Source organism: Stenotrophomonas sp. P2112 (assembly GCF_041897515.1).
GTDB lineage: Bacteria > Pseudomonadota > Gammaproteobacteria > Xanthomonadales > Xanthomonadaceae > Stenotrophomonas > Stenotrophomonas sepilia.
In genome coordinates this window covers 3656700-3670447 of the sequence record NZ_CP169216.1, presented here as the reverse complement: position 1 = coordinate 3670447, position 13748 = coordinate 3656700, and the positions used below count along the sequence as shown (strand labels likewise).

The 13748-nt window shown below is 67.1% G+C and carries 15 protein-coding genes; 9 read left to right on the top strand and 6 right to left on the bottom strand.

All coding sequences use genetic code 11. The features are described from left to right. Nucleotides 1–177 precede the first annotated feature (177 nt). Both ACEPA4_RS16880 and ACEPA4_RS16875 read right to left on the bottom strand, forming a co-directional pair. On the bottom strand, nucleotides 178–1002 hold the full coding sequence (locus tag ACEPA4_RS16880) for an AraC family transcriptional regulator (RefSeq protein ID WP_065185384.1): 825 nt from the start codon (nucleotides 1000–1002) through the stop codon (nucleotides 178–180). Then, nucleotides 999–1703, bottom strand: coding sequence for a VIT family protein (locus tag ACEPA4_RS16875; RefSeq protein WP_005419279.1), 705 nt, complete (start codon nucleotides 1701–1703; stop codon nucleotides 999–1001). Before ACEPA4_RS16875 ends, ACEPA4_RS16880 begins: the two co-directional genes overlap by 4 nt. 152 nt (nucleotides 1704–1855) lie before the next feature. Between ACEPA4_RS16875 and ACEPA4_RS16870 the strand changes: the two genes are divergently transcribed. Continuing rightward, nucleotides 1856–3220 carry a glutamate--cysteine ligase gene (locus ACEPA4_RS16870; RefSeq protein WP_065185383.1) on the top strand — a complete coding sequence of 455 codons (1365 nt, stop codon included), beginning with the start codon at nucleotides 1856–1858 and terminating at the stop codon, nucleotides 3218–3220. 122 nt (nucleotides 3221–3342) lie between these two features. Here ACEPA4_RS16870 and ACEPA4_RS16865 read toward each other — a convergent pair whose 3' ends face one another. Further along, complete coding sequence (locus tag ACEPA4_RS16865) at nucleotides 3343–4401, bottom strand: NAD(P)-dependent alcohol dehydrogenase (protein WP_061479602.1); 1059 nt, start codon at nucleotides 4399–4401, stop codon at nucleotides 3343–3345. 107 nt (nucleotides 4402–4508) lie between these two features. Between ACEPA4_RS16865 and ACEPA4_RS16860 the strand changes: the two genes are divergently transcribed. Next, a complete protein-coding gene (locus tag ACEPA4_RS16860; protein ID WP_065185382.1) occupies nucleotides 4509–5393 on the top strand; it encodes a LysR family transcriptional regulator in 885 nt (294 codons plus the stop codon). 126 nt (nucleotides 5394–5519) lie between these two features. On the opposite strand, the gene ACEPA4_RS16855 is transcribed toward ACEPA4_RS16860, so the two are convergent. Further along, nucleotides 5520–5954: a VOC family protein gene (locus ACEPA4_RS16855; protein WP_065185381.1), complete on the bottom strand. Its 435-nt coding sequence runs from the start codon at nucleotides 5952–5954 to the stop codon at nucleotides 5520–5522. A 96-nt stretch (nucleotides 5955–6050) separates the two neighbouring features. Between ACEPA4_RS16855 and ACEPA4_RS16850 the strand changes: the two genes are divergently transcribed. Further along, nucleotides 6051–6728 (top strand): SMI1/KNR4 family protein, encoded by a 678-nt coding sequence (locus ACEPA4_RS16850; RefSeq protein WP_164093600.1) that lies wholly within the window; start codon nucleotides 6051–6053, stop codon nucleotides 6726–6728. Between the two features lie 49 nt (nucleotides 6729–6777). On the opposite strand, the gene ACEPA4_RS16845 is transcribed toward ACEPA4_RS16850, so the two are convergent. Beyond that, a complete protein-coding gene (locus ACEPA4_RS16845) occupies nucleotides 6778–7881 on the bottom strand; it encodes an alkene reductase (RefSeq protein WP_235649098.1) in 1104 nt (367 codons plus the stop codon). A gap of 129 nt (nucleotides 7882–8010) precedes the next feature. Here ACEPA4_RS16845 and ACEPA4_RS16840 point away from each other — a divergent pair, with 129 nt between their 5' ends. From ACEPA4_RS16840 to ACEPA4_RS16815, 6 genes are all read left to right on the top strand, one after another. Further along, nucleotides 8011–8916: a LysR family transcriptional regulator gene (locus ACEPA4_RS16840; protein WP_139727643.1), complete on the top strand. Its 906-nt coding sequence runs from the start codon at nucleotides 8011–8013 to the stop codon at nucleotides 8914–8916. A 70-nt stretch (nucleotides 8917–8986) separates the two neighbouring features. Then, nucleotides 8987–9262, top strand: a complete 276-nt coding sequence (gene frmR, locus ACEPA4_RS16835) for a formaldehyde-responsive transcriptional repressor FrmR (protein WP_005411009.1) — start codon at nucleotides 8987–8989, stop codon at nucleotides 9260–9262. Between the two features lie 58 nt (nucleotides 9263–9320). Then, complete coding sequence (locus ACEPA4_RS16830) at nucleotides 9321–10430, top strand: S-(hydroxymethyl)glutathione dehydrogenase/class III alcohol dehydrogenase (RefSeq protein ID WP_053500575.1); 1110 nt, start codon at nucleotides 9321–9323, stop codon at nucleotides 10428–10430. Nucleotides 10431–10438: 8 nt separating this feature from the next. Then, the gene (locus ACEPA4_RS16825) at nucleotides 10439–10783 is read left to right on the top strand and encodes a YqcC family protein (protein ID WP_005419244.1); all 345 of its coding nucleotides are present in this window, start codon (nucleotides 10439–10441) and stop codon (nucleotides 10781–10783) included. A gap of 22 nt (nucleotides 10784–10805) precedes the next feature. Next, nucleotides 10806–11636, top strand: coding sequence for an S-formylglutathione hydrolase (gene fghA, locus ACEPA4_RS16820; RefSeq protein WP_005419242.1), 831 nt, complete (start codon nucleotides 10806–10808; stop codon nucleotides 11634–11636). A gap of 188 nt (nucleotides 11637–11824) precedes the next feature. Further along, on the top strand, nucleotides 11825–13270 hold the full coding sequence (locus ACEPA4_RS16815) for a GGDEF domain-containing protein (protein WP_065196463.1): 1446 nt from the start codon (nucleotides 11825–11827) through the stop codon (nucleotides 13268–13270). A gap of 114 nt (nucleotides 13271–13384) precedes the next feature. Here the strand turns inward: ACEPA4_RS16815 and ACEPA4_RS16810 are convergent, their stop codons facing one another. Next, nucleotides 13385–13723, bottom strand: a complete 339-nt coding sequence (locus ACEPA4_RS16810) for a hypothetical protein (RefSeq protein ID WP_374082904.1) — start codon at nucleotides 13721–13723, stop codon at nucleotides 13385–13387. Between the last annotated feature and the right edge of the window lie 25 nt (nucleotides 13724–13748).

The following is a 13748-nucleotide window of genomic DNA, read 5'->3' as shown; positions in this document are numbered from 1 at the left end:
AGGACCGTTGGCGCCATGGATGGCGCCATCGAGCCCCCATGGATGGGTTTACGGCGTGTCCTGCCCACCCACACCGCCCCGCCCTCCCACGGATAGCCGCTGTTGCTGTTGCTTTGGCTGTTGCTTCGGCTCTTGCACTTGCTTTGGCGGGTGCAGGGCGCAGCCCTGCCGAACCCCTCAAATGTCTGTGGGAGCCAGCCCGTACTGCTCGGCAAAGCGCTTGCTGAAACTGGCCGCAGAGCGGTAGCCCGCGCGTGCGGCCACGGTCTTCAGCGGCAGGTCGGTGGTGTAGAGCAGCTGCATGCCATGCGCCAGCCGGGCCTCGGTGAGCAGCTGGCGCAGGCTGGTGTCCTCGGCGGCGAGCCGACGGCGCAGGGTCGCGCCGCTCAGCGCGAACAGCGCTTCCACATCGCGCGATTGCCAGTCGCGAGCGGGTTCGGCGGCGATGCGGTCGCGGATCTGTTCGCCCAGGCTCGGCGCCTGCGGCAGCAGCAGGTTGCCGTGGCCCTGCCGGCACAGGGTCAGTACCAACGAGGCCAGGGCCAGCCGCGCTTCGCTGTAACGGCCGTCCTGCAGAGATTGCCGCCACTGGCGCAGCACCGCGCCATGATCGATCAACGGCAGCCGCGCCATCGCATGACCGGCGGCGGGAAGCTCCCCGCTCCACAGCGTGCGTGCGGCCGCCAGCACTTCGGCACACAGCGGCACGATGGCGCTGAGGTAGCGGCCACTGCGTGGGTCGGGGGTGTTGACCACATCGATGCGGCAGCGCTGGGTCAGCAGCAGGATGTCGCCGGGCATGAACTCCAGCGACTGGTGCGCGGTACGCACTTGCTTGCGTCCTTCCAGCAGGATCGCGAACTGTGGTTGTGGAATCTCCACCGAGCTGGCGCCATGTTCGCGCCGAGCGGTGATGCACGCATAACCTTCGGCGCGTGCGCAGCCGGCCAGGCTGGCCATCTCGGCCAGCAGTGCGGTGGCCGGTGGCAGCATGGCGGTCATGACACGTGGGCACCGAACAGGCGACCGACGCCGGCCGCCGCGGCCATCGCCAATGCGCCCCAGAACATCACCCGGATCGCGCCGCGAACCGGCGGTGCGCCGCCGGCCCTGGCCGCCACTGCGCCGGTCAGGCACAGGCCGAGCAGGGTACTGGCCGTGGTCATCAGTGCGACCCTGTCGACCGGCGCGAGCAGGGCGGTCAGCACCGGCAGCGCCGCGCCACAGGTGAACGCACCGGCCGAGGCCAGCGCTGCCTGCAGCGGGCGGGCGCGCAGGGTATCGGTGATGCCCAGTTCGTCGCGGGCGTGGGCACCCAGCGCATCATGGGCGGTGAGCTGTTCGGCCACCTGCCGTGCCAGCGCAGGCTCCAGGCCGCGGTGGCGGTAGATCGCGGCCAGCTCCTCCAGCTCGCTGTGCGGATTTTCGCGCAGCTCGCGCTTTTCCATTGCCAGGTCTGCGTCCTCGGTGTCGGCCTGGGTCTGTACCGAGACGTACTCGCCGGCGGCCATCGACATCGCGCCGGCCACGGTGCCGGCCACGCCGGTGGCGAGGATGGTGGTAGCGGAGGCGCCGCCGGCGGCCACGCCGACCACCAGGCCGGCCACCGAGACGATGCCATCATTGGCGCCCAGCACGGCGGCACGCAGCCAGCCGACGCGCTCGGAGCGGTGCAGTTCGGGATGTCGTGAATGGCGGCTCATGTCGTTGAGTGTACGAGGGTCAAGAGGGCGTCGGTGGGATGCTGAAACCCGTCACCGTCGCATGACGCAACGAGGTGCCACGCTATAGTGCGCCCTTGCGATGGAAGGCCGCGAGCCCCACATCCCCCGCCACCGTCCAGCGAGCCCTCCCCTTGTCGAGCCCCAGCCACGTCGCCGATACCCCCATTACCGACCGCTCGCAGCTGGTGGAGGTGATCGCCTCCGGCGAGAAGCCTCGCGCGCAGTGGCGCATCGGCACCGAGCACGAGAAGTTCGGGTTCCGCCTGGACGACCTGCGCCCGCCGACCTTCGAGGGGGAGCGCGGCATTGAAGCACTGCTCAACGGCCTGGTCCGCTTCGGCTGGGAGCCGGTACAGGAGAATGGCTGCACCATCGCCCTGCTGCGCGATGGGGCCTCGGTGACGCTGGAACCGGCCGGCCAGCTGGAGCTGTCAGGTGCGGCGCTGGAGACCATCCACCAGACCTGCGTGGAGACCGGCACCCACCTCAACGAAGTGGCGCAGGTGGCCGGCGAACTGCAGCTGGGCTTCCTCGGCATGGGCTTCCAGCCGAAGTGGAAGCGCGATGAAATGCCGTGGATGCCGAAGGGCCGCTACAAGATCATGCGCGCGTACATGCCCAAGGTCGGTTCGCTGGGCCTGGACATGATGACCCGTACCTGCACGGTGCAGGTGAACCTGGACTACGCCACCGAAGCGGACATGGTGAAGAAGTTCCGCGTGTCCCTGGCGCTGCAGCCGATCGCCACCGCGCTGTTCGCCGATTCGCCGTTCACCGAAGGCAAGCCGAACGGCTACCTGAGCTATCGCTCGCACATCTGGACCGACACCGACGCCGACCGCACCGGCATGCTCGACTTCGTATTCGAGGATGGATTCGGCTACGAGCGCTATGTCGATTACCTGCTCGACGTGCCGATGTACTTCTCCTACCGCGACGGCACCTACCACGACGCCAGCGGGCAGAGTTTCCGCGACTTCATGCAGGGCAAGCTGCCGGTGCTGCCGGGCGCGTTGCCGACCCTGCGCGACTGGTCGGACCACATGACCACCGCGTTTCCGGAAGTGCGCCTGAAGAAGTATCTGGAAATGCGCGGCGCCGATGGTGGCCCGTGGAGCCGCCTGTGTGCGCTGCCGGCGTTCTGGGTGGGCCTGCTGTACGACGACACTGCGCTGGACGCTGCCTGGGACCTGGTGCGTGACTTCACCCTGGCCGAGCGCCATGCGCTGCGTGACGGCGTGCCGAAGCATGCAATGAACCTGCCGTTCCGCAACGGCACGGTGCGCGACCTGGCCCGGGAAGCGGTCAGGATTTCCGTGGAAGGCCTCAAGCGCCGTGCGGCGCGCAATGCCGACGGCCAGGACGAGAGCAAGTTCCTGGACGTGCTGCAGGAGATCGTCGAATCCGGCCTGACCCCGGCCGAGCGCAAGCTGGCGCTGTTCCATGGCCGCTGGCATGGTGACGTCGATCCGGTGTTCCGCGAGTTCGCGTACTGAGTGGATTGCGGTAGTGCCGGCCGCTGGCCGGCAGCCTGGCAGGGTCGCCGGCCAGCGGCCGGCACTACCAGAAGAAAAACCCCGGCATTGCCGGGGTTTTTCATTTCCAGATCCGTCCTGGTTCAGGCCGCGTTCTTCAACGTCGCCATGTCGATCACGAAGCGGTAGCGCACATCGTTCTTCGCCATGCGCTCCCAGGCTTCGTTGACGTTCCTGATGTCGATCATCTCGACGTCGCTGACGATGCCGTGCTCGGCGCAGAAGTCCATCATTTCCTGGGTTTCGGCCATGCCACCGATCGCCGAGCCGGTCAGGTGCTTGCGGCCGAAGATCACGCTGCCGCCGGTCAGCGGCGGGTCCAGTTCGGTCAGCACGCCCACCAGGCACATGGTGGCTTCGCGCTTGAGCAGGCCCATGTACGGATTGGTGTCATGGCTGACCGGGATGGTATTGAGCAGGAAGTCGAAGCTGCCGGCGTGCGCCTTCATCTGCGCCGCATCGCGCGAGACCAGCACCTCATCGGCGCCCAGGCGCTTGGCATCGGCGCCCTTTTCCGGGGTGGTGGTGATCATCACCACGTGCGCGCCGAGTGCCTTGGCGAACTTCACGCCCATGTGGCCGAGGCCGCCGAGGCCGATCACGCCGACCTTCTGGCCCGGGCCGACCTTCCAATGGCGCAGCGGCGACCACGTGGTAATCCCGGCGCACAGCAGCGGTGCGGCCGCCTTCAGGTCGAGGGTATCGGAGACCTTCACCACGAAGCGCTGCTCTACCACCACGTGGTCGGAATAGCCGCCGTAGGTCGGTGCGCCGCTTTCGCGTTCACGGCCGTTGTAGGTCCAGGTCGCGCCCTCGGCACAGTACTGCTCCAGGTCGTGCTGGCAGGCGTCGCAGTGGCGGCAGGAGTCGACCATGCAACCCACGCCGGCGTGGTCGCCGACCTTGAAGCGGGTAACGTTGCTGCCGACCTCGGTGACGCGGCCGATGATCTCGTGGCCCGGCACCATCGGGTAGATCGAGCCACCCCAGTCATCGCGGGCCTGGTGCAGGTCGGAGTGGCAGATGCCGCTGTAGAGGATCTCGATGCGCACATCGTCGGGACCGACCGCACGGCGTTCGAACTCATAGGGGACCAGCGGAGCGGTATGGGAATGGGCGGCGTAACCACGGGCGAGGGACATGGGGAATCCTTGGCAGGGTTTATCGAAAGGCGCTTTACAATACGCCGCGTTCCCAATGGCAAGAAGCGTGGATATCGGCATGATTCATCAAGTGAAACTGCACAATCATGGCCACTGACAACCTTTCCCACCTGGCCGCGTTCGCGGCGGTTGCCCGCCACCGCAGCTTCCGCCGCGCCGGCGCCGAGCTGGCGCTGTCGACCTCGGCGGTGAGCTATGCGATCCGCGCGCTGGAAGAACGACTGGGCGTGGGCCTGTTCCACCGCACCACGCGCAGCGTGGCCCTGACCGAGGCCGGGCAGCGCCTGCTGGAGCGCCTTCAGCCGGCGCTGGGGCAGGTGCATGACGCGCTGGAAGAAATGAACCACTTCCGTGCCGCCCCGGCCGGCCTGCTGCGCATCAACGCCACCCGGGCGGCGGTGGCGACCCAGCTGCGGCCTCGGCTGGCGCGCTTCCTGCACGCTCACCCCGATGTACGCGTCGAGCTGACCGAAAATGATGGGCTGGTCGATATCGTCGCCGAGGGCTACGACGCGGGCGTGCGCCTGCACGAATTCGTGCCCGAGGACATGGTGGCGGTGCCGATGGGGCCGCCTCTGCGTGGGCTGATCGTTGGCTCGCCGGATTACCTGCGGCGACATCCGGCGCCGCAGCATCCGCGCGACCTGGCCGCGCATGAATGCATCCGCTTCCGCTTTGCCAGCGGGCATCTGTACAAATGGCAGTTCGAGCGCAGCGGGCAAGCGCTGGAGATCGACGTGCCGGGCCGGCTGACGTTGAGCGAGCAGGGCACCGTGGTCGGTGCAGTGCTTGATGGCATCGGCCTGGCCTACGTGCTGGAAGACACCGCGCGGCCGTATATCGAATCGAGGCAGATGGTGGCGGTACTGGAAGACTGGAGCGAGCCGTTCGCCGGGTTCGCGCTGTACTACCCGAAGCAGCGGCAGATGCCCGGAGCGCTGCGCGCGTTCGTCGACATGCTGCGGGAGTGACGTGCGGTGGTGCGTATCCACGCATGGCGTGGATCTACTGCCGAACGACAGCCTCCACGCGTTGCTTGAAGCGGATCAGTAGATCCGCGCCATGCGTGGATTGGCGCCCGCGACGCAGCCAGCAATTCATTCGACCAGCGCGTCGTAGCCTTCGCCACTGAACTGGATCAGGCAGAAGCCGTGCCCGAACGGATCGGCCAGCACGGCGATACGGCCCCAGCGGCGCTCGCGCACCGGTTGCTCGAGCATCGCTCCGGCCGCGACCGCACGCATCAACGCGGCATCGATGTCTTCCACCACCCAGTCCAAGTGCAGCGGGGTCCAGTGGCGCTCGTAGTCACGCACATCGCCGTCTTCGGTGGCGGCGCTGCCAGCCTCGTTCTGCAGCAGGTAGAGCGGTGTTGGCCCACCGAGCAGTTCCACCGCGCCGGTACCGAGCCGACGACCGATGCGCAACCCGAACGCGGCCAGGTAGAACGCTTCGGCCGCGGCCAGGTCGGGCACGTCGATGTTGACGATGAAGTTGCGGGCAGTGGCGTTCACGGCAGTGATTTCCAGCATCCGGTGGTTGCAGTCTAGTCTCGCCACCTGCTGCTGCCGGTTCATCTCCTGCGCGGATTCGGGCAAGCTGGGCGGCCTCCATCGACAAGGACATCCATGAGCGTGCTATCCGACATCGAACAGGCCACCGGCCAGGCCTTCCCGCCCCTGTTCAAGCAGTTGCATGCAGCGGGTCGGTTGAGCTGGGGCACTCCCCATCCGGATTGGTCCGAGGTGGTGTTCCCGACGCTGCAGGCGGATCCACCGGTGTTGCTATACGCCCAGGATTACGAGCCGTTGGAACACGATGAGCTGCTGGAGGCGTGGCAGGAGCTGACCGCCGAGGACCACTACAATCCCCTGCGTCCCGACCTGCAGCTCCTGCCGTTTGCGCGGACCGGCGGCGGCGACAGCTACTGCTTCTGGAGCAACGCGCCCGATTCTGCCGAGCCGCCCGTCGTGCTCGTGTGGCATGACGATGATCGTGCCGATGTGCTGGCCGCCAACTACCAGGATTTCCTGTTCCGCAAGATGGTCGAAGCCGTTGCCGACTACCAAGCGCCGTATACGCTGCTGTCGCACGGCGAGCTGGCCGGCAATCTGCAGCGCTGGCTGCAGAGCCACCAGTCGTTCCTGCGCGGCGACCAGTTCGCGGCGTTGCAGCGGTTGTTCGCCCGCGTTGACGATATTGAAGAAGCAAACATCAGCGAAGACGACGCACAGGCCATCGTCGTTGAAGTGATCGGCTTCGAGCGGTTGGACGAGTCGTTCGCTTACGTGCGCGAGGAAGTTTGAGCCAAGGGTCGGAGCCCCACCTGTGGTGGGGATCCGATCCCGTGCGGGATCAGCCTGCGGCCGGGTAATCGAGGTAGCCTGCTTCGCCGCCACCGTAATAGGTGCTGCGGTCGGGCGTGGCCAACGCGATGTTGCGCTGCAGGCGCTCGACCAGATCCGGGTTGGCGATGAACGGCTGGCCGAACGCGGCCAGGTCGATGGTGCCCGCTTCGACCAGCTGCAGGGCGCGTTCGCGGGTCATGCCACCTGCCAGGATGACGGTGCCACCGTAGGCCTGCCTGAACTGCCGCAGGAACGCCTCACCCAGCACCGACTGGCCTGCCTGCAGGTTGTCGTTGAGGTGCACATAGGCCAGCCCACGCTTGCCCAGTTCCTCGGCCAGGTACAGATAGGTGGCTTCGTTGTCGGGGTAGAACGGCATGTCGAAGGTGAGGTTGTTCGGTGCCAGGCGCACGCCGACGCGCTGCGCACCGATGCGCTGGGCCATCGCATCGACGGTCTCCAGGATCAAGCGCGCACGATTGGACAGCGAACCGCCGTAGCGATCATCGCGCTGGTTGATGAGCGGGTTGAGGAACTGTTCGAACAGGTAGCCGTTGGCGGCATGCAGTTCGATGCCATCGAAACCGGCGACGATGGCGTTGTCGGCGCCGCGCGCGAAGTCGTCGACGATGCCGGGGATCTCTTCGGTGGCCAGCGCACGTGCCGGGGTGGGATCGGCGTGGCCGCGGCTGCCGTCGTCCAGATAGACGAACGAAGTGTTCTTCGGTGCACTGGCGACCGGCCGGGTACCGGCGCTTACCGGTTGGCCACCGTCGGGCTGCAGCGAGGAATGCGACATGCGGCCGACGTGCCAGAGCTGGGCGAAGATCGTGCCCTGTGCGGCATGCACCGCCTCGGTGACGAGCTTCCACCCGGCGGCCTGCTCGGCCGACCAGATACCCGGCACGTCGATGTAACCCTGGCCCTGCGGCGAGACCGGGGTGCCTTCACTGATGATCAGGCCGGCGCTGGCGCGCTGCCGGTAGTACTGCGCGGTGAGTTCATTGGCCACCGCGCCGGGGTTGCGGGCACGGGTCATCGGGGCCATCACGATGCGGTTGCGCAGGGCGGTGCCTGCCAGATCGAAGGGGCGGAACAGGGCGGCGGTCATGTCGGTCATCTCGGTGCGGGGGGAGGCGCCAGCGGCGCGATGCACACAGGATGGAGTTGACATGCAGGCGCATAAAGCGCTTCGATCTCCCTAGATGCGGGACGATTTGTCCCCAATGGAGCGCGATAGATGCTGCCGCTGGAATCATTGAATGGCCTGGTCACGTTCGTTACCACGGCCCGCTCAGGCAGCTTCACCGAGGCTGCCGACGCGCTGGGCATCTCGCGCTCGGCGGTGGGCAAGGCCATCGCCCGGCTGGAAGCGCGGCTGGGCGTGCGCCTGTTCCACCGCACCACGCGGCGCATCGCGCTGACCACCGACGGCGAAGCGTACTACGCATCGTGTGCGGCGGCGCTGGAAGAAATCTCCGCCGCCGAGGCCTGCCTGGGGTCGGCCGGCCTGCCCAGCGGACGGCTGCGCATCGACATGCCATCCTCGTTCGGGCGCCTGGTGGTGCTGCCGGTGCTGCTGCGCCTGTGCCGGCAATACCCGGACCTGCAACTGACGATGACCTTCACCGATCACTTCGTCGATCCGGTCGAAGAGGGCATCGACCTGCTGATCCGCTTCGGCGGATTGCACCAGGCCGAACATCTGGTCGCGCGCCGGCTGGGTCGCCAACGACTGGTCACCTGCGCATCGCCGGAGTACCTGCGGGCGCATGGCGTGCCGGGCCGCGTGGAGGAACTGTCGCAGCACCGCAGCATCGTTGGTTTCCGCCACGGCCAGCCGGTGGCGTGGCGGATCGGCAGGGATGATGCCGAGGGAACGTTCATCCCGAATGCGACCTACCAGCTCAACGATGGTGACGCGGTGATCGATGCGGCCATCGCTGGGCTGGGCATCTGCCAGATGCCCGTTTCACTGGTCCGCCGTCATCTGGAATCCGGCGCGCTGCAATCGGTGCTGGATGCGCACATGCAGCGGCATATCGACATCCATGCGCTGTGGCCACCGACCCGCCACCTGCGGCCGAAGGTGCGCTACGTGGTGGATGAGCTGGCGCGGTTGGCGGGTGAGGGATTGTTCGATTGAGCTGGCCACGATTGAGTTCCTGCTGGCTGCTTGTATACTATCCCCCAGTATAGTTCCTGGGTGGTTCGCCATGCCGCACTCCCCCGAAGAGAAGAAGAAGGTCCTGGCCCGCGTGCGCCGCATCCGCGGCCAGTGCGATGCGCTTGACCGCGCGCTGGAAGCCGGCGCCGACTGCGGGCCGGTGCTGCAGCAGATCGCCGCCATCCGTGGCGCGGTCAACGGCCTGATGTCCGAGGTGATGGAGGCCCATCTGCGCGAGGAATTCGGCCAGCCCGCTGCCTCCGACGAGCAACGCGCCGAACGCGTGCGCGACATGAGCGCGTTGATCCGCTCGTACCTGAAATAAACGACGGCGCAACATGGCGCCGCCCATCCTGTCATTGCCTGTCCCTGGAGAAGCCATCATGAAGTCCCGTGCCGCCGTCGCCTTTGGTCCCGGCCAGCCGCTGCAGATCGTCGAGATCGACGTCGCCCCGCCGAAGAAGGGCGAAGTGCTGGTGAAAATCACCCATACCGGTGTCTGCCACACCGATGCGTTCACCCTGTCCGGCGATGACCCGGAAGGCCTGTTCCCGGTGGTGCTGGGCCATGAAGGCGCCGGCATCGTGGTGGAAGTGGGCGAGGGCGTGACCAGCGTCAAGCCGGGCGACCACGTGATTCCGCTGTATACCGCCGAGTGCGGCGAGTGCCTGTTCTGCAAGAGCGGCAAGACCAACCTGTGCGTATCGGTGCGTGCCACCCAGGGCAAGGGGGTGATGCCCGACGGCACCAGCCGCTTCAGCTACAACGGCGAGCCGCTGTATCACTACATGGGCTGCTCGACCTTCAGCGAATACACCGTTGTGGCCGAAGTCTCGCTGGCGAAGATCAATCCGGACGCCAACCCGGAACACGTCTGCCTGCTCGGCTGCGGTGTCACCACCGGCATCGGCGCGGTGCACAACACCGCCAAGGTGCAGGAAGGCGACAGCGTGGCGGTGTTCGGCCTGGGTGGCATCGGCCTGGCGGTGATCCAGGGTGCGCGCCAGGCCAAGGCCGGCCGCATCATCGCGGTGGACACCAACCCGTCCAAGTTTGAGCTGGCGCGCGAGTTCGGTGCCACCGACTGCATCAACCCGAAGGATTTCGACAAGCCGATCCAGCAGGTCATCGTTGAAATGACCACCTGGGGTGTGGACCACAGCTTCGAGTGCATCGGCAACGTCAACGTGATGCGTGCGGCGCTGGAATGCGCGCACCGTGGCTGGGGCCAGAGCGTGGTGATCGGCGTGGCCGGTGCCGGGCAGGAGATCTCCACCCGCCCGTTCCAGCTGGTGACCGGCCGCAAGTGGATGGGCACTGCCTTCGGTGGCGTGAAGGGCCGCAGCCAGCTGCCGGGCATGGTCGAGGACGCGATGAAGGGCGACATCGAACTGGCCCCGTTCGTCACCCACACCATGGGCCTGGACAAGATCAACGATGCCTTCGACCTGATGCATGAAGGCAAGTCGATCCGTTCGGTGGTCCATTACTGAGCCGCAGCGTGGGCTGGTTCGATGCCTTGCGCAGGCCGCGTGCGGAAGATCCGCGCGCGGCCCTGGTTGATCCGATCGAGCAGGCGTTGCGCGTGCTGGGTTGGGTCGAAGGCGTCGTGGGTCCGCCGCGCGCAGTGGACTCACCCTTCGGCATTGACGAAATGCCGTTCGAGCACTGGCTGGCGCAGGTGTTCCTGCCGCGCCTGCACGAAGCCCGCGCCGATGGCCAATGGCCACCGCGCAGTGACGTGGCGGTCGCAGCGTACCGCAACCTGGACGGCCAGCCTGGTGTCGAACCGCTGCTGCGCCTGCTGTCGCAGCTGGATGAGTTGATCAACACACGTGACGGCTGACGCCGGCACGCAGGAGAGTTCCATGGAACGTATTGAACACCGCGCCTGTTTCGGCGGTTGGCAGGATGTTTACCGCCATCGTTCGACCACGCTGGGCTGCGACATGCAGTTCGCCGTGTACCTGCCGCCGCAGGCGGAAACGCAGAAGCTGCCGGTGCTGTATTGGCTGAGCGGGCTGACCTGCACCGAGCAGAATTTCATCACCAAGGCCGGTGCGCAGCGCTATGCAGCCGAGCACGGCGTAATCATCGTCGCGCCGGATACCAGCCCGCGCGGTGATGACGTGGCCGATGCCGAGGGCTATGACCTGGGCAAGGGGGCGGGGTTCTACCTCAACGCCACCCGTGCACCGTGGGCGAAGCACTACCGCATGCATGACTATGTGGCGCAGGAACTGCCGGCGCTGATCGAGGCGAACTTCCCGGTCACCGGGGCGCGTGGCATCAGCGGCCACTCGATGGGTGGCCATGGTGCGCTGGTGATCGCGCTGCGCAACCCGGGGCGCTACCGCAGTGTGTCGGCGTTCTCGCCGATCGTCGCGCCCAGCCACGTACCGTGGGGGCAGAAGGCGTTCACGGCTTATCTGGGCGACAACCCAGCCGACTGGGCGCAGTGGGACGCGTGTGCGTTGCTGGCGACGGCCAGCGAGCGCCTGCCGTTGCTGGTCGACCAGGGCGAGGCGGACGAGTTCCTGCAGACCCAGCTGCAGCCGCAGCGCCTGCAGGAGGCCTGCGCCGCAGCCGGCCATCCGCTGACCCTGCGCCTGCAGCCGGGCTACGACCACAGCTACTATTTCATCGCCAGCTTCATCGGCGAGCACGTCGCCCACCACGCTCGCGCCCTGCACGCCTGAGGGCTTTCCGGTAGTGCCGGCCGCTGGCCGGCAACCCGCAGCCCTGCAATTCCCTGGGATTGCCGGCCAGCGGACGGCACTACCATGGTGATGCACGCGGAGTGTCGTTTTGCCGCAGTGGATCACGCCGCTGTGGCGTGCCGGCGCGCTATCGTGCGCTCAGACGGCCTTGCGGATCGGGGGGATGCATGCCGGTAGTGCTGGCGCTGCTGTACGTGCTCTGCCATGGGCTGGCCGTGGCGTTCTGGCCGAGCCCGGCGGGCGTGGGCTCTTTCCTGTTCCTGACCGGCGCACCGCTGCTGGCCGCCGCCGCGTGCCTGGTGCGGGCGCAACGTGACCGCGCCGCTCTGGGCTGGCGTTCTACCGCGATGGCACTGCTGCTGTGGGCCGGTGGCATGACGTTCAACATGGTGGATGCGCTGGGCGCCGGCCGGGCTGACTTCACCCCACGCGTCAGCCTGTTGTTGTACGTGCTGTATGGCGTGCCGCTGGTGTTCATCCTGGCCCGGGCACGCCGCGAGCGCCCGAGCATCAGCCTGATCGATGCGGCGATGGCGGCGCTGCTGGGTGTGCTGTTCTTCGTGCACACCGCATCGTTCGCCGCCCGTGTCGAGGTCGACGCCCATGCCATGTCCAACATGCAGCGCATGTTCGACATCCAGAACCTGTGTATCGCCGCGTTCGCCGTGGTGCGATGGCTGGCCGGCGACGTGCCCGAACGGCGCAGGTTCTTCCGTGCACTGGCGTTGTACGCACTGGCCTATCTGCTGGTGGCCTACTACATCAACCACTACACCTCCGATGATGCATTCGGTGCGTTCAACGACCTGCTGATCGACGTACCTTTTCTGCTGATCGCCTGCATGGCGCTGGACACGGCGCCGGACACAGGCACCACGGCACACCCGCGGCTGGCGAGGACGGTGCAGGCCGCCGGTCCGATCATCCTGCCGTTGCTGCTGCTGGTGGTCGGCACGCTGGTGGTCGATCATGCGCGGCCGTTGGCCGTCGCGGGCTTCGTCGTAGCCACCCTTGGTTTCGGCCTGCGCAGCGTCCTGCTGCAGACCGATCTGCTGGAGCGTCAGGCGGCGCTGGATCAACTGGCGCGGCAGGATGGCCTCACCGGCGTGGCCAATCGCCGCGAGTTCGACGCGCGGCTGACCTCCGAGTGGAATCGCGCGCGGCGCAGCGGCACCGAGCTGGGCCTGCTGCTGGTGGATATTGACCACTTCAAGGCCTTCAACGACCGGCACGGCCATCCGGCCGGTGATCGTTGCCTGCAGGCGGTGGCCGGGGTGCTGAAGGGCGTCGCAGGTCGCGGCAGTGACAGCGTTGCGCGTTATGGCGGTGAAGAATTCGCTGTCATCGTGCCTGGAAGCCCACTGTCGGGCGTGCTGGCGCTGGCCGAGCGCCTGCGCGAAGCGGTCGAAGCGCTGCCATTGCCGGAAGGCCCGGTCAGCATCAGCGTCGGCGTGGGCTACCTGCACCCACCGGCGCTGGCCAGTGCCGACCAGCTGCTGGCCGATGCCGATGCCGGCCTGTATGCCGCAAAGCGTGCCGGCCGCAACCGGGTGGTCCTGCATGCGCGCGTGCTGGATGACGAGGGCAACGCGCACGGCACCATGGACTGTTGAGCGGACCAGCCCATGGCGTGCCGCCCATCCAGGGACATCGCACTGGGTAGTGCCGGCCGGTGGCCGGCATCTCCTCGGTTGCCGGCCAGCGGCCGGCACTACCACGGCGTGGCCTCAACGCACGTCGCGCAGTTCCCAGTGGTGGCCGGCCAGCAGGCGCAGGCGCTGCTTGAACACGTCACTGTCGATACGGGTGGTGGCGACCAGGTTGATGCGCAGGTCCTTCTGCTCGCCGGTCACGGTGGCGTCCGGATCGGTCACGCTCCACTGCGGTTCCACCGCATCCGGGTCGGGTTGCTTGGCCTTCCACCGTTCGAACAGCGTGCCGCTGCGCAGGGCGTCCTGCAGCTCTTCGGCGAAACCGGCGGCGCCCTGCGAATGGAAGGACAGGTCAGGGTCGTTGCCGCGGGCCTTGGACGGGTCGGGCAGGCTGATGTGGTACTGCGCAGGCATGAAGTTCTCCTTGAAGTGCGGCAAG